The following is a 22,304-nucleotide window of genomic DNA, read 5'->3' as shown; positions in this document are numbered from 1 at the left end:
GGAGGCGAAGCAGTCGGTGTAGGCTTTCGGCCCGTGGGTAATAGCTGGCTGCGTCGTCTGTCCCCCGCTCCGGAGAACGGATCGCATACGGTGGTCTGCTTTCCTCATGCCGGCGGATCCGCCATCTCGTACGGGCCGCTGGCCAAACGCCTGGGGTCGGAATACGACGTCCTCGCCGTGCAGTACCCCGGGCGGCAGGACCGGCGGCGCGAACCGCTCGTCGACACCATTTCCGGGCTCGTCGACGGGCTGTTCACCGAATTGACCGAGACACTCGCCGACGCCTCGCGTTTTTCCCTGTTCGGCCACAGCATGGGATCCGCGGTGGCATTCGAAACCTGCCGGCGCCTCGAACGCGAAACCGACGCGCGACCGGCGGTGTTGTTCGCCTCGGGACGCCGCGCTCCGTCACAACAGGGCACCGAGGTGATGCACACGCTGAGCGATCGTGAGCTGGCCGATCATCTCCTGAACTACGGCGGCACCCCGGCGGCCCTGCTCGAGGATCCGGAAATGCGCGACATGATCCTGACCGTTACCCGAAACGACTACCGGGCCATCGAAACCTACGCCTGCGCACCGGGGGCGACCGTCGCATGTCCCATCGTCGCACTGGCCGGTGATCGCGACGCCGATGCGAGTCTCGCCGATCTCGAGGTCTGGCGCTCGCACACCACCGAAAGTTTCTCCGCCCGAACATTTCCCGGCGGCCATTTCTTTCTCGACGCCAATGGCGATGCGGTCGCGCGGTTGATTTCCGATCACAGTTCGCGAGCGCTGTCGAGTTAGCCGGGAACGACCGGGCGGGCGTATTCGCCCACCCGGTCGCCGCCCTCAGTGCGCGAGCCAGTCCTCGATCGCCTCGGCGACCTCCGCCGCGCCGTCCTCCAGGATCGTGAAGTGATCGGCCGCCACCGGCACGACGGAATGCGTCGCGTCCCACGGCCGGGTCTGCCAGTCCGCACGTTCCGAGGAGCCGTCCAGGAACGATCGCGCACACTGGACGAACAGCGTCGGCGTGTCGACCGACCCCGGCACCAGCTCGTGCAGCAACTGCACGTAACGGCCCATTCCGGTGAGCCGGGCCTGATCGAAACGACCGAACGTGGCCTCGTGGGACACCATGTGTTCGGCCATCTCTCGCAGCAGCCATTCCGCACCCGCGTGCGCCGGATAGGTGTCCAGCATGACCACGCCGGCGGGCGCCGGACCGCCGGCCGCCTCCAGATACTCGGTGACGAGGTAGGCCAGCAGACCCCCCGAGGAATGCCCGAGCAGGACGAACGGCTCACCCTGCACGGCCTCGAGCACGCCGCGTGCCAGCGCCGCCAGCGCGGCGACCGGCGTCGCTGGTAGCGGCTCGCCCGCACCGAAACCGATCAGCGGCAGTGCCAGGACATCGCGGCCGGTGCGCAGCTGCGACGCGATCCGGGCGTACTGGTGCGCACCGCCGGTGGCCAGCGGCGGATTGAGGCAGATGATCCGCGGCAGGGCCGAGCCCGCGGCCAGGCGCGCGGGCGCCGGCAACTGTTCCGGTTGCTCGTCCGCGGTGAACTGGTCCCGCAGTTCCGCCACCGCTCGCAGCAGGGCGAAGCCCTTACCGGCCTGACCGTTCGTGACCGCGCCGCGGAACATCCCGTACAGCGAATCATCCTGGACCGCTTGGCTGTTGGTTTGTTGTGGCGCGGCGCCGAGCTCCTCGCGAAGATGCCGGGCCAGTACCGCGGGCGTCTTGTGGTCGAAGATCGCCGCCGTGGACAGCGTCAGTCCGGTGGATGCGTTGAGGGCGCCGCGCAACTCCATGGCGGCCAGCGAGTCGAAGCCCGATTCGAGGAAATCTCGCTCCGGGTCGAGCGCCTCGGTGCTGCCGTGCCCGAGCAGCCGGGCGGCGTGCTCGAGGATGTGCGTCAACAGCCACCGTTCCTGTTCGGCGTCCGGCAGTTGCGCCAGATGGTTGCGCAGTGCCGCGGCGTCCGGCGTCGTGGCGCGCTGCCGGCGTCCCGTCTTCGCGGCCAGATCACCGAGGAGGGCCGGGACCGCATCGCGGGCATGGAGTACGGCGTGATCGATCGCGACCGGCACCTGTACCGGACGACCGGAAGACACTGCCGCATCGAACAATTCGAGTGCGGCGCCGGCGGGCAGCGGTGAAAAGCCTTGGCGCCGCATCCGCTGCCGGTCGGCCTCGCCGAGCCATTGCGACAGTCCGGTGTCGATATCCCACATGCCGTAGGCGAGTGACGTCGCCGGCAAGCCTTCGGCGTGGCGATGCGTCGCGAGCGCGTCGAGGAACAGATTGGCCGCCGCGTACCCAGCCTGGCCGGCGGGCAGGATCGACCCCGCCACCGAGGAGATCAGGACGAATGCGGACAGTCCGGCCTCGCGGGTGAGCTCGTGCAGGTACCAGGCGGCGTCGGCCTTGGCGCTCAGGCAGTGGTCGATCCGATCCGGGGTCAAGGTATCGACCAGGCCGTTGTCGGCGACCCCCGCCGCGTGCACGATCGCGCCCAGCGGATACTCGGCGGGGATCGATCCGAGCAGCTGCCGCACCGCGTCGCGGTCGGTGACGTCGCAGGCCGCGACCCGAACCCGAGCGCCGAGTGCGCCGAGTTCGGCGACCAGATCCGCGGCGGCGTCCGGTCCGCGCCGACCGGCCAGCACCAGGTGGCGCACCCCGTGCTCGCGCACCAGGTGCCGGGCGAGGTGGCGGCCGATCCCACCGGTTCCGCCGGTGATCAGGACGGTCCGTTCGGGATCCCACGCGGTCGGCAGCGTCGCCTCGGCAGACGCGGCCCGGACGAGTCGCGGCACCCGCGTGCCGGCCCCGTCGACGGCCAGTTCCGGCTCACCCGTCGCCGCGGCGGCCACGAGGTCGTGCATCGCGACGGCCTCGTCGGCCTCGATGAGCACGATTCGCCCGGGGTTCTCCGCTTGCGCCGCGCGCACCAGGCCCCACACCGCGGCAGTGGCCGGATCTCCGGTCGAGTCGGTGATCACCGCGAGAGTGCTCGAGGCACAGCGTTCGTCGCGCAGGAACTGCTGAAGGACACCGAGGGTGGCGTGCAGCGCCGTGCGCAGCCGCGCCGGCACCGCGACCTCCTCGACCGGAGGGCGGTAGACGAGGACCGAAGCCGATTCCGCCGTACCCCACTCGGCCCAGGAGATATCCGCCGTGCGGCGCGGCTGCGGGCCGGGCCGCCACGCGAGTTCGTACAGCGCGTCGTACGAGGGACGAGACGAGGCCGCGAGCACGTCGGGTGAGATCGGCCGCAAGGCGAGCGAACGCACCGAAAGCAGCGGCGCGCCACCGGAATCGGCGATCTGCACCGTGACCGCCTCGTCCCGTCCGGTCAGCCGCACCCGCACCCGGCGGGCACCGTCGGCGTACAGACGCACCGACGACCAGGTGAACGGAACCAGGGTCTGTGGCTCGGCCTGCTCGCGCGGAGCGCCGACGGTGAGCGCGTGCAGGGCCGCGTCGAGCAGCGCCGGATGCATGCCGTAACCGTGTGCGGTGGTCTGTTCCGGCAGCGCGACCTCGGCGAAGAGTTCGTCACCGCGCCGCCATACCGCCAGCAGACCGCGGAAGGCCGGACCGTAGTGGTAGCCGTGGTCGGCGAGTTCGTCGTACGCGCCGTCCACCGTGACCGCCGTGGCGCCGGACGGGGGCCACTGCACGAAATCGGCCCAGTGCGCCGGTTCGCCCGTATCCGCGCTCGGGCTCAGCCGGCCCTGCGCGTGATGGGTCCACGGGACTGCCGGATCGTCTTCGTCCCGGCGGGAGTAGATGTCGACGGGCCGATGACCGGCCTCGTCGCCGTCACCCACGACCACCTGGATCTGCACGCCGCCGGGTCCGCTGAACGTCAGCGGCGCCCGCAGTGTGAGGTCCGCGAGTTCCGGACAGCCGACCTGCTCTCCGGCGTGGACGGCCAACTCGACGAAACCGGTTCCGGGCAGCAGGACTACGCCGAGTACGTCGTGATCGGCCAGCCACGGATGCGTGGCCGTGGACAGTCGCCCGGTGAGGCGGACGCCGCCGCCTTCGGGTTGCGCCACCAGCGCGCCCAGCATGGGGTGTTCGGTGGACCGCAGGCCGAGCGCCGACGGCTCACCGGAATGCAGCCGGCCCATGGCCCAGAAGCGGCGGTGCTGGAAGGGGTAGGTCGGCAGATCCGTCCGCCTGCCGCCGGTGCCGGCGTAGTAGCGGGTCCAATCCACCATCGCACCAGCGACATACAGGCGGGCGAGCCCGGTGAGCACGGTCGCGGGGTCCGCGTGGTGGCGCTTGGTGAGCGCGACCGCGGTTGCCGTGTCGCGGGTTAGGGCGATCATGGGCGTCAACACCGCATCGGGCCCGACTTCGGCGAATCGTGTCACGCCCAGTTCCGCCATGGCGAGGACCGCGTCGGCGAATCGCACCGCGTCCCGAACCTGCCGCACCCAATAGGACGGATCCGACATCTCGTCGGTCACCCTGGCGCCGGTTGCGGTGGACACCAGCGGCACAGTCGGACGCCCGAACGTCAAAGCCTCGATCGCCGAGGCGAATTCGGCCAGCATCGGCTCCATCAGCGCCGAGTGGAACGCATGCGACACCCGCAAACGATGTGTGCGCCGGCCTCTTTCAGTGCACCTTCCGGCAACAGCCGTTACATCGGCGTCGACACCGGACAGCACCACCGAGGACGGGCCGTTCACCGCGGCGATCGCGACGTCGCCGGTCAGCAGGGCCGAGACGTCGGCCTCGGATGCCTCGACGGCGATCATCGCTCCGCCCCCGGGCAGTGCCTGCATCAGTCGCCCGCGTGCCGCCACCAGCACACACGCGTCCCGGAGCGACAACACCCCGGCCACATGTGCGGCGGCGACCTCACCGATCGAATGACCAGCCACCACATCCGCACCGAATCCCCAGGATTCGAGCAGCCTGTACAGCGCCACCTCGAACGCGAACAAACCGGCCTGCGCGAACACGGTGCGATCGACCAGGTCGTCGTCCGCCAACGCGTCGTTCAGCGAAACATGTTGTTCCAGAAGCGGATCCAGCATGCCGGCAATCACATCGAAATGTTCGGCGAATACCGGATGCGCGGTGCGGAGTTCGGCCGTCATACCGGCCCACTGCGCGCCCTGCCCCGAGAACACCACACCCGTCGAACCGGGTAGCACGCGACCGGAGACGACACGGGGCACGGTGTCGCCCGCTGCCAGCGCCCGGACGCCCGCGAGCAGATCGTCACGATCCCGGCCCACGACCACGGCCCGATGCTCGAACACCGCCCGCGTGGAGGCCAGCGAGAAGCCGACATCGACGGCATCCGGATCGTGGGCGTCCACATGCGAGGCCAGGCGGGCCGCTTGTCCGGCCAGTGCGTCGTTACCGCGCGCCGACAGCGTCCACGGCAGGACGGCCGGGCCGATTGTCACCGGCGGCGCGGTTTCGGCCGCCGGGGCCTGCTCGACGATGACGTGCGCATTGGTGCCACTGATCCCGAACGAAGACACCCCGGCACGCCGCGGACGGTCCACCTCCGGCCACGCCACCGACTCGGTCAACAACCGGATATTGCCCTCGAACCAATCGACTTTCGTACTCGGCCGATCGACGTGCAGTGTCCGCGGCAGTTCCCCATGCCGCATCGCCATGACCATCTTGATCACACCACCCACACCGGCAGCGGCCTGGGCGTGGCCGATATTCGACTTCAACGATCCCAACCACAACGGACGATCCGGGGCACGATCCTGCCCGTACGTACTCAACAACGCCTGAGCCTCGATCGGATCACCCAACGTCGTACCGGTGCCGTGCGCCTCGACCGCATCCACATCCGCGGGCGAGAGACCGGCATTGGCCAACGCCTGCCGGATCACCCGCCGCTGCGACGGGCCGTTCGGCGCGGAGAAACCATTCGACGCACCATCCTGATTCACCGCCGAACCCGCAAGCACCGCAAGGACTTCGTGACCATTGCGACGCGCATCCGAAAGCCGCTCCAACACCAGCATGCCCGCCCCCTCCGACCAGCCCACACCATCCGCGGCGTCCGCGAACGACTTGCATCGACCGTCGGGGGACAGCCCACGCTGGCGGCTGAACTCCACGAAGGTCTCCGGTGTCGCCATCACCGTCACTCCACCGGCCAGCGCCAGATCGCATTCCCCCGAACGCAGCGATCCCGCGGCCAGATGCATCGCCACCAGCGACGACGAGCACGCCGTATCCACCGACACCGCAGGACCTTCCAGCCCCAGCGTGTAGGCGATACGCCCGGAGACCAGGCTGCCGCCCGCGCTGTTGCCGCTGCCCTGGGCGTAGTCGTGGTACATCACGCCGGCGAAGACACCGGTCGAGCTGCCCCGCAGCATGGTGGGGTCGACACCGGCGCGCTCCAGCGCTTCCCATGTCGTCTCCAGCAACTGCCGCTGCTGGGGGTCCATCACGGTGGCCTCGTTGGGGCCGATGCCGAAGAACTCCGGGTCGAAATCGGCTGCGCTGTGCAGGAATCCGCCTTCCCGGGTGTAGGACTTCCCCGCGCGGCCGGGTTCCGGGTCGTAGATGCCGGCGATGTCCCAGCCCCGGTCGGCCGGCAGCGGCGTGATCGCATCGGCGCCGTCGCGCACCAGATCCCAGAGTTCCTCGGGAGAGGTGATACCACCGGGGTACCGGCACGCCATTCCGACCACCGCGATCGGGTCGTCGTCGACGGCCCGGGTCGCGGGGACCTCGGTGTCCCGGCCCGTGCCGGTGAACTCCTCGGCGAGATGTCTCGCCAGTGTCTCGGGTGTCGGATAGTCGAACACCAGGGTGGCGGGCAGGGGCAGGCCCGTGACGGCTTTGAGGGCGTTGCGGAATTCGATGGCGGTGATCGAATCGAACCCCAGTTCGTTGAAGGCCCGGTCCGCGGCGATCGACTTTGCGTTCTCGTGGCCGAGAGTCGCCGCGATCTGTCCACGCACGATCTCCACCAGCACCCCGAAGCGTTCGCTGTCGGGAGTGCTCGACACCCGGGCGCGCAGCGCCGTGAAGGTGCCGGAGGCCGCGCTGCGGCGGGCCGGCACCAGACCGGAAAGCAGTGCGGGCGTGGCAGTTCCGGCGTTGCGGATGCTCTCGGTGTCGAGCCGGGCGAGCACCGGCGCCGGCACGTCGATACCGGCCGCGGCATCGAACAGCGCCAGGCCCTGATCCGCCGAGAGCGGTAGCAGGCCCGAGCGGGACATGCGGTGCCGATCGACGTCGCTGAGCTGCCCGGCCATACCCCCGTCCCACAGACCCCACGCCAGGGACGTACCGCACCGGCCGGTCGCGGCGCGATGGATGGCGAGCGCGTCCAGGCAGGCGTTGGCCGCGGCATAGTTGCCCTGTCCGGGGTTGCCGAACGCACCGGCCACCGAGCTGAACAGCACGAATTCCCGCAACGGCAGTTCGGCGGTCAAATCGTGCAGATGGAGTGCGGCATCGACCTTGGGCCCCAGCACCGTATCCATCCGCGCCGGAGTCAGCGACGCCACGGCACCGTCGTCGAGCACACCGGCCAGGTGGAAGACGCCGGTCAGCGGGTGCGCGGCGGGTATGCCCGCCAGCACGGCGGCCAGCGCGCCGCGGTCGGCGACATCGCAGGCGGCGAATTCCACCTGGGCGCCGAGGTCGCCGAGTTCGACTCGCAATTCGTCTGCGCCGGAAGCTGATTCGCCGCGTCGGCTCAGCATCAGCAGGCGGCGGACGCCGCGGGTGGTGACCAGGTGCCGGGCGAACACCCCGGCCAGCAGCCCGCCCGCACCGGTGATCAGCACCGTCTCGTCCGGATCGAACTCGACCGCCTCGGGGGCGGCGGGAGACGTCCGGACCAGGCGTGCGGCGTGCACTCGCCCGTCCCGCACGGCCACCTGCGGTTCGGCCGCGGCCAGGATGCCGCCGAGCAGATCGTCGAGCGCGGCATCGGTGTCGATCAGCACGAAGCGGCCGGGGTTCTCGGCTTGTGCCGAGCGGACCAGGCCGCCGACGGCGGCACCGGCCAGATTCGTGATGTCCTCTCCGGCCACCGACACCGCACCACCGGTCCGGACCACGAGGACCGAGTCGGTGAATCGCGGGCTCGCCGTCCAGGACTGCAACACCTCCAGAACGTGGTGCGTCGCGGCGTGGATCGCGGCGGGATCGTTACCCGCCGGGCAGTCCAGTACCACGACCGGCGGTATCTCGTCGCCGAGTTCCGGCCATGCGGCCGTGGCGATGTCGGCCGCGTCCACCTCGATCGGGGTCCAGTCGATCCGGAACAGGGCATTGCCCGCGGACGCGCCGGTGGCGAGCTGCGCGGGATCGACGGGACGGGAGGCGAGGTGGCGGACCGTCGCCACCGGAGCACCGGTGCTATCCGCCAGATCCAGCGCCACGCCCCGTTCCCCGACGCGGGTGAGCCGGACCCGCACCGCGTCGGCCCCCGCCGCATGGACGGTGACTCCGGACCATTCGAACGGCAACGCCGGTCCGTCGGGCCGCGCGTCGGCGAATCGCAGCGCATGCATCGCCGCGTCCAGCAGCGCCGGATGGACACCGAACCGCTGTGCGTCGGGCCTGGCGGTCTCGGGCAGTTCCACCTCGGCGTAGAGAACGTCACCGCTCGCTCGCCAGACCGAGCGCAGCGCCTGGAACGCGGGACCGTAGTGGTATCCCTGCGCGTCGAGGGCGTCGTACACCCCGTCGATATCCACGGCGACCGCGCCGGTGGGCGGCCAGGTCCGCAATTCGACAGCGGTGCCGGGGGTTTCGGGCGCGAGAACGCCTTCGGCGTGCACCGTCCAGGACGGCGGCGCATCGGCCTCGTCCTCGGGGCGGGAGTAGATCCGCACCGGGCGACGACCGGCCTCGTCCTCGGCGCCGACCACGACGCGCACCGCGGTGCCGGAGGATTCCGGCAGTGTCAGCGGGGCTCGCAGGACGAGTTGCTCGAGGTGATGACACCCGACCTGTTCGCCGGCGTAGAGGGCGAGTTCGACCAGGCCCGTGCCGGGGAACAGGACGCTGTCCATGACCGTGTGGTCCGCCAGCCACGAGTGCGTCCGCAGCGACAGGCGGCCGATGAGATCCGTACCGTCGGAGTCCGGCTGGGACACCACGGCCGAGATCAGCGGATGTTCCGCGGCGACCAAGCCCATCGCCCGCGCGCCGCCGGATGTCGCGGACGCGTCGGACATCCAATACCGCCGGCGCTGGAAAGCGTAGGTGGGCAGATCGATTCGCCGGGCGCCGGTTCCCGAGTAGAAGGCGCCCCAGTCGACATCGACGCCGGTGACGAACAGCCTCGCCAGTCCGGCCGTCAGGGTCGACGCATCCGCTCGGTGCCGGCGGGCGGGCGCCACCACCACCGGGGACGCGGCGTCGAGGGTCTGGGTGACCATCGGGGCCAGCACCGCATCCGGTCCGACCTCGGCGAAACGAGACACCCCCGACTCCGCCATCGCCGCCACCGCATCGGCGAACCGCACCGAATCCCGAACCTGGCGCACCCAATACGACGGGACCGACATCTCGTCGGTCACCTTCGCGCCGGTCACCGTCGACACCAACGGCACAGTCGGCCTACCGAACGTCAAACCGTCGATCGCGGCCGCGAATTCGTCCAGCATCGGCTCCATCAACGCCGAATGGAACGCATGCGACACCCGCAAACGATGTGTGCGCCAACCCTTCTCCGCACACCGTCCCGCGACCGCCACCACAGCGGCTTCCACGCCGGACAGCACCACCGAGGACGGGCCGTTCACCGCCGCGATCGACACGTCACGGGCCGCCACCGCACCGGAATCCACCAGCGCCAGCACGTCGGCCTCGGACGCGCCCACCGCGACCATCGCCCCACCCGCCGGCAACGCCTGCATCAAACGACCACGCGCCGCCACCAGAACGCACGCGTCCTCGAGCGACAACACACCCGCCACATGCGCAGCAGCGACCTCACCGATCGAATGACCCGCCACCACATCCGCCCGCACACCCCACGACTCGAGCAGTCTGTAGAGCGCCACCTCGAACGCGAACAAACCCGCCTGCGCGAACACCGTCCGATCGACCAACGCCTCGTCGACCAACGCATCCGACAGTGAAACAGACTGTGCCAGAGCAGGTTCCAGCTTCGCGACGATCGCGTCGAAATGCCCGGCGAACACCGGAAAATCGCGCAGCTCGGCCGCCATACCGGCCCACTGCGCACCCTGCCCCGAGAACACCACACCCGTCGAGCCCGGCACCACCCGGCCGGACACCACACCGGGAAGGCCTTCTCCGCGCCCGAGAGCCTGGGTACCGATTCGCAGGCCGTCGCGCTCGGAGGCCAGCACCACAGCGCGGTGATCGAACACCACTCGTGAGGTCGCGAGTGAGTAGCCGATGTCGACCGGGTGCTGGTCGCCGATCCGCGCGGTCAAGCGCCGGGCCTGTTCGGCCAGGGCCGCACCGGTGCGGGCCGAGATCACCCACGGCAGCACACCACCGGCCGGGGCGGTCCTGGTCTCCGGGACGGAGGCCGGGTCGGCCGGCGCCTGTTCGACGATGAGGTGGGCGTTGGTGCCGCTGAGTCCGAAGGACGAGATACCGGCGCGGCGGGGGTGAGCCGCCTCCGGCCACTCGACCGACCCGGTCAGCAGCCGGATATTGCCTTGCGACCATTCGACTTTCGTGCTCGGCCGGTCGACATGCAAGGTCTTCGGCAGCACACCGTGGCGCATGGCCATGACCATCTTGATCACACCACCGACACCGGCAGCGGCTTGGGCGTGGCCGATATTCGACTTCAACGATCCCAACCACAACGGACGATCCGCAGAACGATCCTGCCCATAGGTGGCAAGCAGCGCTTGGGCCTCGATCGGATCGCCCAGCGTCGTCCCCGTGCCGTGGCCTTCCACGGCGTCGACCTCGGCGGGCGAGAGCCCGGCATTGGCCAACGCCTGCCGGATCACCCGCCGCTGCGACGGGCCGTTCGGCGCGGAGAAACCATTCGACGCACCATCCTGATTCACCGCCGAACCCGCCAACACCGCAAGAACCTCGTGACCATTGCGACGCGCATCCGACAAACGCTCCAGGACCAGCATGCCCGCCCCCTCGGACCAACCCACACCATCCGCGGCGTCCGCGAACGACTTGCACCGGCCATCCGGGGACAGCCCGCGCTGACGGGAGAATTCGAGGAACATATCCGGCGTGGCCATCACCGCGACGCCACCGGCCAGCGCCAGATCGCACTCCCCCGACCGCAACGACTGCGCGGCCAGATGCATCGCCACCAGTGACGACGAACACGCCGTATCCACCGACACCGCAGGACCTTCCAACCCCAGCGTGTAGGCGATACGCCCGGAGACCAGACTGCCGCCCGCGGTTCCGGCCTTGCCGGTCCCCTGGGCGTAGTCGTGGTACATCACACCGGTGAACACACCGGTGGCGCTGCCGCGCAGCACGGCCGGTTCGATACCGGCCCGTTCCAGCGCCTCCCACGAGGTCTCCAGCAGCAACCGCTGCTGCGGATCCATCGCCATGGCCTCGTTCGGGCTGATCCCGAAGAAGTCGGCATCGAAATCCGCTGCGGAATAGAGGAATCCACCGTTGCGCGCGTAGGTCTTGCCGGGCTTTCCGGGCTCCGGATCGTAGATATCGTCGACATCCCAGCCGCGGTCGAGCGGCCATTCCCCGTTGGTGTCGATACCTTCGGCGACCAATCGCCACAAATCCTCCGGCGACGCCACACCCCCCGGATAACGACAACTCATCGCCACGATCGCGATCGGATCGTCATCCACCCGGACCCGGCCGACCGGCTCGGCGTCGGCAATCGCCACACCGGCCAATTCCGACCCGATGAACTCGGCCACCACCTCCGCATTCGGATAGTCGAAAATCAACGTGGCCGGAAGCTGCAAACCCGTCGCCGCGTTCAACCGATTCCGAAACTCCACCGCCCCCAGCGAATCGAATCCCAGCTGCTGGAAAGCACGCTGCGGCTCCACCGCATCCACCGACGCATGGCCCAATACACCCGCGGCCACCGACCGGACCAGATCCAGCACAGCCGCATGCCGATCCACATCCGGCAAACCGGCCAGCGTGCGGGCGAACGCGTGATCGGGACCCTGGCCTCGTGCCCGGCGCCGGATCGGGGCCGGGGCCATCGCACGCAGCAGTGCCGGCAGCTCGTCGCCGCGGTCGCGCAGGGCCGCCGGATCGACGCGCAATGCCACCACCTGCGCGGACTCGGTGGCGATCGCCAGATCGAACAGCGCCAGCCCTTCGGCCTCGCTCAGCGGCGGAAGTCCCTGCCGCCGGATCCGCTCGACATCACCGTCGGACAGCATCGACCCCAGGCCGGTCGAGGTCGCCCACAATCCGTAATCGATGGCGGTCGCGGGCAGACCCGCCGCGCGACGGTGGGCGGCCAGCGCGTCCAGAAAGACGTTGGCCGCGGCATAATTGGCCTGCCCGGCCGCCAGCACCGAACCGCCCGCCGACGACACCAGCACGAACAGCGACAGCGGTCGCTCACGGGTCAACTCGTGCAGATACCACGCCGCGTCGACCTTCGGCGCGAACACCGGCCCGAATCGATCCGCCGTGAGGGATTCGATCAACCCGTTGTCGCCGGCGCCCGCCGCATGCACCACACCGATCAGCGGATGCTCGTCCGGAATCTCGTCGATCAGCGCCGCCAACGCATCGCGGTCGGACACATCGCAGGCCGCGATCCGCACCTGCGCGCCGAGCTCTGCCAGCTCGTCACGCAACTGCTCGGCACCGGGCGCGTCCGGCCCGCTGCGCGATGCCAGAATCAGCTGTGCCACACCGTGATTCACAACAAGGTGGCGCGCCATCAACGCACCGAGGCCACCCGTTCCGCCGGTAATCAGCACGGTGCCGGGCTCGATCGAGCGAACCACCGTACCGGGGGCGAGCCGGCGCAACCGCGGAACCAGCACATCCGCCCCGCGCACCGCGACCTCCGGCTCGGTGGCGGCCGGTGTCGTCGTGGTCAGCGCGGTGACGGCATCGCGGTCGTGGTCCAAGTCGAGGAGCTGGAATCGGCCGGGATGCTCGGCCTGTGCCGCCCGCACCAGACCCCACACCGGCGCCTGCGCCGGATTCACCTGCTCGGCCCCGTCGACGGATACCGCATGTCTGGTGACGACCACCAGGCGAGAGCTTGCGAAATACGAAGTGCGCAACCATCTTTGCACGGCCTCGAGGACACCGGCGACCATCTGCCGGGCCGCGACCGGCGGTGCGGATTCGTCCTCGGGGCATTCGAGAACGACGACCTCGGGGACCACCGTGTTCCCGGCCGCATCCAGGTCGGCGATCAATGCACCTAGGTGCCGTGGCGCACCTTCGGAGCTTCGTCCGGAACCCACCACCGCGATGCGGTTCGGTTCGAGCGTCGCGGATGCCGTCGAGGCGGCCGTCCACTCCACGCCGAACAGCGAGTCCGCGACCGGATTCGCAGCGAGTCGCTCGGCCGATACCGGCCGCGAGACGAGCGCACCGACCGACAGCACCGGGCGCCCTTGCTGGTCGGTGATCCGCACGCCGAATCCGTCCGCGTCCGGTGAAATCCGCACGCGCACCACCTGAGCTCCGGTCGAATGCACCGCGACCCGATTCCACATGAACGGCAACGCCGGGGAATCACCGATTTTCCCGCTGCGGAAGCCGTCCACGATGCCCGGATGCAATGCGGCATCGAACAGCGCCGGATGGATCGCGAACCCGTCGGCGCGCCCGGAGTCCGGTAGCGCGATCTCGGCGAAGAATTCGTTCCCGCGCTGCCACATCGCCCGCAAGCCCCGGAAGACCGGGCCGTACCCGTACCCGATGGATGAGAGCTCGTCGTAGACGCCGTCGACGTCGACAACGGTGGCGTCGGCCGGGGGCCAGGAGGCCGATCCGGATTCGTCGATTTCCTCCGACGTGAGAGCACCCTCGGCGTGCATCGTCCACGACGACATCATGTCGACATCGCGGTCGGGGCAGGAGAAGATCCGGATTTCGCGCCGTCGCGTCGCGTCCGGCTCACCGAGCACTACCCGTACCGCGACCCCGCCGGTGTCCGGCAACACCAGCGGCGCCTGCAGCACCAACTCGTCGAGCATGGGCAGACCGACTCGTTCCCCGGCGTGCAGGGCGAGTTCGACGAAACCGGTTCCGGGGAACAGCACCGTATCCATCACCCGGTGATCGGCGAGCCACGGGTGGGTCTGCACGGACAGGCGTCCGGTGAGGGTCACCGTGTCGGAATCCGGGTGTGACACCATCGCCGAGACCAGGGGATGTCCCGTGGATGCGAGGCCGATGGCCCGCAGGTCGCCGCCGGCGCCGGTCGCCCCCGCCCAGTAGCGCCGACGTTGAAAGGCGTAGGTGGGCAGGTCGATTCGCCGGGCTCCGGTGCCGGCGTACAGACCGGCCCAGTCCACCTCGGCGCCCGCGACGAACAGTCCGGCCACCCCGGCCGTCAGCGTCGCCGCATCGGCCCGATGCCGGCGCACCGGCGCGACCACGGCAGGCACCGCCGTCATTGCCCCCGCTGTCGCCCTGTTCTCGAGGGTTTGGGTGATCATCGGCGCGAGCACCGCATCCGGCCCGATTTCGGCGAAGCGGGAGACTCCCAGATCCGCCATCGCGGTGACCGCGTCCGCGAACCGCACGGTGTCGCGAACCTGCGCGACCCAATACGCCGGGGACGACATCTCATCGGTCACCCGGGCACCGGTCACCGTGGACACCACGGCGATCTCCGGGCGGCCGAACGTCAAACCTTCGATGGCACGGGCGAATTCGGCGAGCATCGGCTCCATCGACGCCGAATGGAACGCATGCGACACGCGCAACCGGGTCGTACGCCATCCACGCTCGGCGGCGCGAGCGGCGACCGCCATCACCTCGGATTCGACACCGGACACCACCACCGACGCCGGACCGTTCACCGCCGCGATCGAGACCTCACCGCTCAGCACCGACAGCACATCCGTCTCGGACGCCCCGACCGCCATCATCGCGCCACCGGCAGGCAGGGCCTGCATCAGCCGGCCGCGCGCGGCGACCAGCACACACGCATCCGCCGACGACAACACGCCCGCCACATGCGCGGCAGCGACTTCACCGATCGAATGACCCGCCACCACCCCCGCGGTCACACCCCACGATTCGAACAGCCGGAACAGCGCCACCTCGAACGCGAACAATCCCGCCTGCGCGAAGACGGTGCGGTCGATCAGGCCATCGTCGGCCAGCGCGTTCCGCAGCGAAACCGTCTGTCCCAGAGCGGGTTCCAGCTCGGTCACGATCGCGTCGAAGTGTTCGGCAAAGACCGGGTAGGCGGCGCGGAGTTCGGCGGCCATCCCGGTCCATTGCGCCCCCTGCCCCGAGAACACCATGCCGGTCGAACCCGGCAGCATCCGACCGGACACCACACCCGGCGCCTGCTCACCGCCGGCCAATGCCCGCACGCCCGTGAGCAAGTCGGTACGGTCACCGGCCGCCACGACAGCACGGTGTTCGTGCACCCCACGGGTGGATGCGAGGGAGAACCCGATGTCGATCGGATCGTGCTCGTCGCCGATCGCGGACGCGAGCCGGTCGGCCTGACCGGCGAGGGCCGCGGCACTGCGCGCCGAGATCACCCAGGGCACGACGCCGCCGACCGGAGCGGTGGGCGCGGCCTGCACCGGCACCGCCACGCTCGGCGCCTGCTCCAGGATGAGGTGGGCGTTGGTGCCGCTGATCCCGAACGAGGACACACCGGCCCGCCGCGGCCGATCACTCTCGGGCCATTCGACCGGCTCGGTCAACAACGCGATATTGCCTGTGGACCAGTCGACTTTCGTGCTCGGCCGATCGACGTGCAAGGTCTTGGGCAACACGCCGTGGCGCATCGCCATGACCATCTTGATCACACCACCCACACCCGCCGCGGCCTGGGCATGACCGATATTCGACTTCAACGACCCCAGCCACAACGGACGATCCGCAGAGCGGTCGCGGCCGTAGGTCGCCAGCAATGCCTGGGCCTCGATCGGATCACCCAATGTCGTGCCGGTGCCGTGGCCTTCGACCGCGTCCACCTCTGCCGCGGCGAGTCCGGCATCGGCCAGCGCCCGGCGGATCACCCGCTGCTGCGAGGGACCGTTCGGCGCGGTGAAACCGTTCGACGCGCCGTCCTGATTCACCGCGGAACCCGCGATGACCGCCAGGACCTGATGGCCGTTGCGCTGCGCGTCGGACAGTCGCTCCAGCACGAGCACACCCACGCCCTCGGACCAGCCCACACCGTCCGCGGCATCGGCGAAGGCACGGCACCGGCCGTCGGGAGAGAGACCGCGCTGGCGGGAGAACTCCAGAAACATGTCCGGCGAGGCCATCACCGCGACGCCACCGGCCAGGGCCAGATCGCATTCTCCCGATCGCAGCGATCCCGCCGCCAGATGCACGGCCACCAGCGAGGACGAGCACGCCGTATCCACCGATACCGCAGGGCCTTCCAACCCCAGCGTGTACGCGACTCGGCCGGAGACCAGACTTCCCCCGGCGCTGTTGCGGCTCTCCGTTCCCTGCGCGTAGTCGTGGTACATGACGCCGGTGAACACACCGGTGGCGGTCCCCCGCAATTCGGCCGGGTCGACACCGGCGCGTTCCAGTGCTTCCCAGGAGGTCTCGAGCAGCAATCGCTGCTGGGGATCCATGATCGTGGCCTCGTTCGGACTGATCCCGAAGAAGTCGGCATCGAAATCCGCTGCCTCGTAGAGGAATCCACCACGACGCGTGTAGGTCTTCCCCGCCTTACCGGGCTCGGGGTCGTACATGGCGTCGATATCCCAGCCACGATCGACCGGCCATTCCCCGTTGGTGTCGACGCCTTCGGCGACCAACCGCCACAGCTCCTCCGGCGACGCGACACCACCCGGATAGCGGCAACTCATCGCCACGATCGCAATCGGATCGTCATCGACCCGAACCCGCCCGACCGGCTTCTCCTCCACCACTGCCACACCGGCCAGCTCGGCGCCGATGAATTCCGCGACGACCTGGGCGTTCGGATAGTCGAAGATCAAGGTCGCCGGAAGCTTCAAACCCGTCGCGGCATTCAAGCGGTTCCGGAACTCCACCGCACCCAGCGAATCGAAACCCAGCTGCTGAAAAGCGCGCTGCGGTTCGATGGCATCCACAGACGTGTGCCCGAGCACACCGGCGGCCACCGAACGCACCAGATCCAGCACGGCCACTCGCCTGTCGGCCTCCGACAGCCCGGCCGGCGTGTCCAAGAAGGCGTGCGTCGCCGCGGAGGTGTTGCGACGTGTGCTCGCCGGGGTGACGATTCCGCGCGCGAGTACCGGGACGCTCTCGCCACGGGCCCGGAGCGCGGCGGAATCGATCCGCAGCGCGACCAGTTGAGCGGTCTCGGTCGCGATCGCCGCATCGAAGAGCGCGAGGCCCTCGTCCTCAGCGAGCGCGGGGAACCCCTGCCGGCGCATCCGTTCGAAATCGGCTTCGGACAGCTCCGTGCCGAGTCCGCTCGAGCGCGCCCACAGCCCGTAATCGATCGCGGTCGCCGGCAATCCCGCTGCCCGGCGATAGGCGGCCAGCGCATCCAGAAAGACGTTCGCCGCAGCATAATTCGCCTGGCCGGCCGCCAACACCAGTCCGCCGGCGGACGACACCACCACGAACAGCGACAAGGGCCGATCACGGGTCAACTCGTGCAGATGCCATGCCGCGTCGACCTTGGGCGCGAACACATGATCCACCCGATCCGCCGACATCGCCTCGACCACACCGTTGTCGGCGGCACCCGCGGCGTGCACCACACCGACCAAGGGATGTTCGTCCGGAATGCTGGCGATCAACGCCGCCAACGCATCCCGATCGGACACGTCGCACGCGACAATCCGCACCTGCGCACCGAGCTCCGTCAACTCGTCACGCAACCGCTCGGCGCCGGGCGCGGCCGGCCCACGACGCGACACCAGAACAAGCCGCGGCACGGCGTGGTTCACGACCAGATGCCGCGCGATCGACGCACCCAGACCACCGGTGCCACCGGTCACCACCACGGTGCCGGGCTCGTCCAGCCGAACGGTGTCGCCGGCCGGGTGACGGCTCAATCGCGGAACCGATACGGCCGCACCGCGCACGGCGACTTCGGGTTCGCCCGCGACCGCGGCGGCCGACGACGCCACAGCCAGCGGGGTGCGAGTCTCGGCGTCCTCGCGGTCCAGATCCAGCAGCTGGAATCGATCGGGATGCTCGGCCTGCGCGGCCCGCAGCACACCCCACACCGGCGCCTGCGCCAGGTTCACCGACTCCGAATCACGCACGGGCACAGCGTTTTCGGTGACCACGACCAGCCGGGAGCCGGCGAACCGGGAATCGCTCAACCACCGCTGCACGGTCTCGAGCACGCCGGTCACGACCTGCCGTGCCGCCGCGGGCGGCGTGCCCTCACCTCGCGGACATTCGAACACGACGATCTCCGGGACAACCGGCTCCGCGGCCGCATCCAGATCGGCGACCAGTGCCGCCAGATCGTTGTATCCGCGCACCTCCCCCGTATCGACGCCGGCGCCGAGCACCGCCACCCGTTCCGGGTCGACAACCACCACTGATCCCGCCACCGGGACCCACTCCACGCCGAACAGATCCTGCGACACCCGGGGCGCGTCGAGCTGGCGGGCCGTGACCGGCCGGGATACGAGGGCGGCCACCGACAGCACCGGTTCACCCTGCGCATCGGCTATCTGTACGCCGAACTTCTCGCCCTCGACCGCGATCCGCACGCGCACCACCGCGGCCCCGGCCGCGTGCAACGCCACCGTGTTCCAGGTGAACGGCAAGGCCGGGGACGTGCCGCCTCCGCCGCGCAGCGCGTGCACGATCCGGACATGCAGCGCGGCGTCGAACAAAGCCGGATGGATGCCGAAGCTGTCGGCGTCGGCCGGGTCGGGCAGCGCGACCTCGGCGAACAGGTCGTCCCCACGCTGCCACGCCGCCCGCATACCCCGGAACGCCGGACCGTAGCCGTAACCGAGATCGAGCAGTTCGTCATAGATGCCGTCGATATCCACCGGCCGCGCGCCGCTGGGCGGCCACGACCTCAGATCGAAATCGGCGACCACGCCACCCGAGGTGAGAACGCCTTCGGCATGGATCGCCCAGGGTTCCTCGGCGGCCCGGCGGGAATGGATACTCAGCCGTCGACGGCCGGTGTCGTCCGCGGCGGCCACCACCACCTGCACCGACACACTGCCCTGCGCCGGAAGCGTCAACGGGGTGTGCAGGACGAGTTCTTCGAGCACATCGCAGCCCAGCAGGCCGCCGACGTGGCCGGCCAATTCGACGAATCCGGTGCCGGGCAGCAGTACCACGCCGAAGACGCTGTGGTCGGCCAGCCAATCGACGGAATCCACCGACCAGCGACCGGTGAAGCTCACTCCGCCGGATTCCGGATGCGGTACGGCCGCGCCGAGCAGTGGATGCGCGACGGCATCGAGACCGACCGCCGTCACCCCGCCGAGTTCGGCTCCCAGCCACGATTGCGCGAGTACCTGCCGGGCGTCGAGCCAGAAGCGTTCGTGCCGGAAGGCGTAGGTGGGCAGGTCGATTCGCTGCGCTCCGGTCCCGGCGTACCAGCCGGCCCAATCCAGTTCCGCGCCGCGGACGAACAACCCGGCGGCACCGGCCGACAAGGTCGCGGCGTCCGCCCGGCCGCGACGCGCGAGGGCGACCACCACCGGCGTCGCGCCGGCCGGAGCGTCGTCGAGGGTTCGGGTGACCATCGGGGCCAGCACGGCATCCGGTCCGACCTCGGCGAAACGAGTCACCCCCATGCCCGCCATCGTCGTGACGGCGTCGGCGAGTCGGACGGTATCCCGAACCTGGTTCACCCAATAGGACCGATCACGCATCTCATCGGTCACCCGGGTGCCGGTCACCGTCGACACCACGGGCAGAGTCGGACGGCTGAACGTCACATCGGCGATGGCAGTGGCGAATTCGGCGAGCATCGGCTCCATCGACGCCGAGTGGAACGCGTGCGAGACCCGAAGGCGCTTGGTCCGCCACCCGCGTTCGGCGCAGGCAGCCGCGACCGCGTCCACGTCGGCACCGGATACCACCACCGAGGACGGGCCGTTCACCGCCGCGATCGAGACCTCACCGCTGAACAACGGCAGCACGTCGGCCTCGGAGGCACCCACCGCGACCATCGCCCCACCCGCCGGCAACGCCTGCATCAAACGACCACGCGCCGCCACCAGAACGCACGCGTCCTCGAGCGACAACACACCCGCCACATGCGCGGCAGCAACCTCACCGATCGAATGACCCGCCACCACATCCGCCCGCACACCCCACGACTCGAGCAGTCTGTACAGCGCCACCTCGAACGCGAACAAACCCGCCTGCGCGAAGACGGTCCGATCGATCAGTTCCTCGTCGGCCAACGCATCGGACAGCGAAACCGATTGCCCGAGGCCACGTTCCAGCTTCGCGACGATCGCGTCGAAATGCTCGGCGAACATCGGGTAGGCACCGCGCAACTCGGCAGCCATACCGGCCCACTGCGCCCCCTGCCCCGAGAACACCACACCCGTCGAACCCGGCACCACCCGACCCGACACCACACCGGGCACGGACTCACCCGCCGCCAGCGCCCGCACACCCGCGAGCAGGCCGTCACGGTCACCGGCCAGCACGACGGCACGATGCTCGAACGCGGACCGCGTGGAGGCCAGCGACAGACCGATATCGAGCGGATCCGGTTCGTCCGCAGACGCATGTGCGATGTACCCCGCCAGGCGAACGGCCTGATCCGCGACTGCGGGGCCGCTGCGCGCGGAGACCACCCACGGCAGCACGCCGCCCGCGGGCGCGCTTCGCACCACCGGGTCCGCCACCGCCTCGGTCGCGGGTGCTTGTTCGACGATCACGTGGGCGTTGGTGCCGCTGATGCCGAACGAGGACACCCCCGCACGACGCGGACGGTCCCCCTCCGGCCACTCGACCGGCTCGGTCAACAACCGGATATTGCCCTCGGTCCAGTCGACTTTCGTACTCGGCCGATCGACATGCAGCGTCCGCGGCAATACGCCGTGCCGCATGGCCATCACCATCTTGATCACACCACCGACACCCGCCGCGGCTTGGGCGTGACCGATATTCGACTTCAACGAGCCCAGCCACAACGGACTGTCCGCATCCCTGTCCCGGCCATAGGTAGCGAGCAGAGCCTGTGCCTCGATCGGATCACCCAGCGTCGTTCCCGTGCCGTGCGCCTCGACCGCATCCACGTCGGCCGCCGAGATACCCGCATTGGCCAGCGCCTGCCGGATCACCCGCCGCTGCGACGGACCGTTCGGCGCGGTCAGACCATTCGACGCACCGTCCTGGTTCACCGCCGAACCCGCCAGGACCGCCAGAATCCGATGACCGTTGCGCTGTGCGTCGGAAAGCCGTTCCAGCACAAGCACTCCGACGCCCTCGGACCAGCCCACACCGTCGGCCGCATCTGCGAACGACTTGCACCGGCCGTCCGGGGCCAAGCCGCGCTGGCGGCTGAACTCGACGAAGGTCTCCGGTGTCGACATCACCGTCACACCGCCGGCCAGCGCCAGATCGCACTCCCCCGACCGCAGCGACCCCGCGGCCAGATGCATCGCCACCAGCGACGACGAACACGCCGTATCCACCGTGACGGACGGCCCCTCGAAGCCGAGCACATACGAAACCCGGCCGGAGGCAATGGATCCGGCGTTCGCGTTGGCCGGATAGTCGTGATACATCAGGCCGGTGAAAACGCCGGTCGCGCTGCCCCGCAACGACCTCGCGTCGACGCCGGAGCGTTCCAAGGCCTCCCACGAGGTCTCCAACAGCAAGAACTGCTGCGGATCCATCGTCGCGGCCTCGTTGGGGCTGATGCCGAAGAACGCGGGGTCGAATTCACCCGCCGTATGCAGGAAGCCACCCTCACGGCTGTAGGTGCTGCCCGGCGTTTCCCCGGTCGGATCGTAGAGTCGCTCGACGTTCCACCCGCGGTTCACCGGGAATTCCGAGGTGGCGTCGCCGCCCTCGGCCACCAACCGCCACAGATCCTCCGGCGATTCCACCCCGCCCGGATACCGGCACGCCATACCGACGATCGCGATCGGCTCCCGAAGGGCCGCGTCGAGCTTGCGATTGCGCGCCCGCAGCCGCTCGGTCTCCTTGAGCGAGACACGCAGCGCCTGCGCCAGCTTCTGCGTCTTGTCATCGGGGTTCGTCATTC

The 22,304-nt window shown here is 69.5% G+C and carries 2 protein-coding genes; one reads left to right on the top strand and one right to left on the bottom strand.

Annotated features, from left to right (window positions below; all coding sequences use genetic code 11):
• Window positions 1–33: 33 nt before the first annotated feature.
• Window positions 34–789: a thioesterase II family protein gene (locus NN2_RS03770; RefSeq protein WP_063910649.1), complete on the top strand. Its 756-nt coding sequence runs from the start codon at window positions 34–36 to the stop codon at window positions 787–789.
• Window positions 790–834: 45 nt separating this feature from the next.
• On the opposite strand, the gene NN2_RS38125 is transcribed toward NN2_RS03770, so the two are convergent.
• The gene (locus NN2_RS38125; RefSeq protein ID WP_063010349.1) at window positions 835–22,302 is read right to left on the bottom strand and encodes a type I polyketide synthase; all 21,468 of its coding nucleotides are present in this window, start codon (window positions 22,300–22,302) and stop codon (window positions 835–837) included.
• Between the last annotated feature and the right edge of the window lie 2 nt (window positions 22,303–22,304).

Source organism: Nocardia nova NBRC 15556 (assembly GCF_001613005.1).
Taxonomy (GTDB): Bacteria; Actinomycetota; Actinomycetes; order Mycobacteriales; family Mycobacteriaceae; genus Nocardia; species Nocardia nova.
This window is presented reverse-complemented; position numbering and strand designations above follow the sequence as displayed.

Excerpts from the sequence above, each read along its gene's own strand:
- NN2_RS38125 (WP_063010349.1), bottom strand. The coding sequence starts at position 22,302 with ATGACGAACCCCGATGACAAGACGCAGAAGCTGGCGCAGGCGCTGCGT.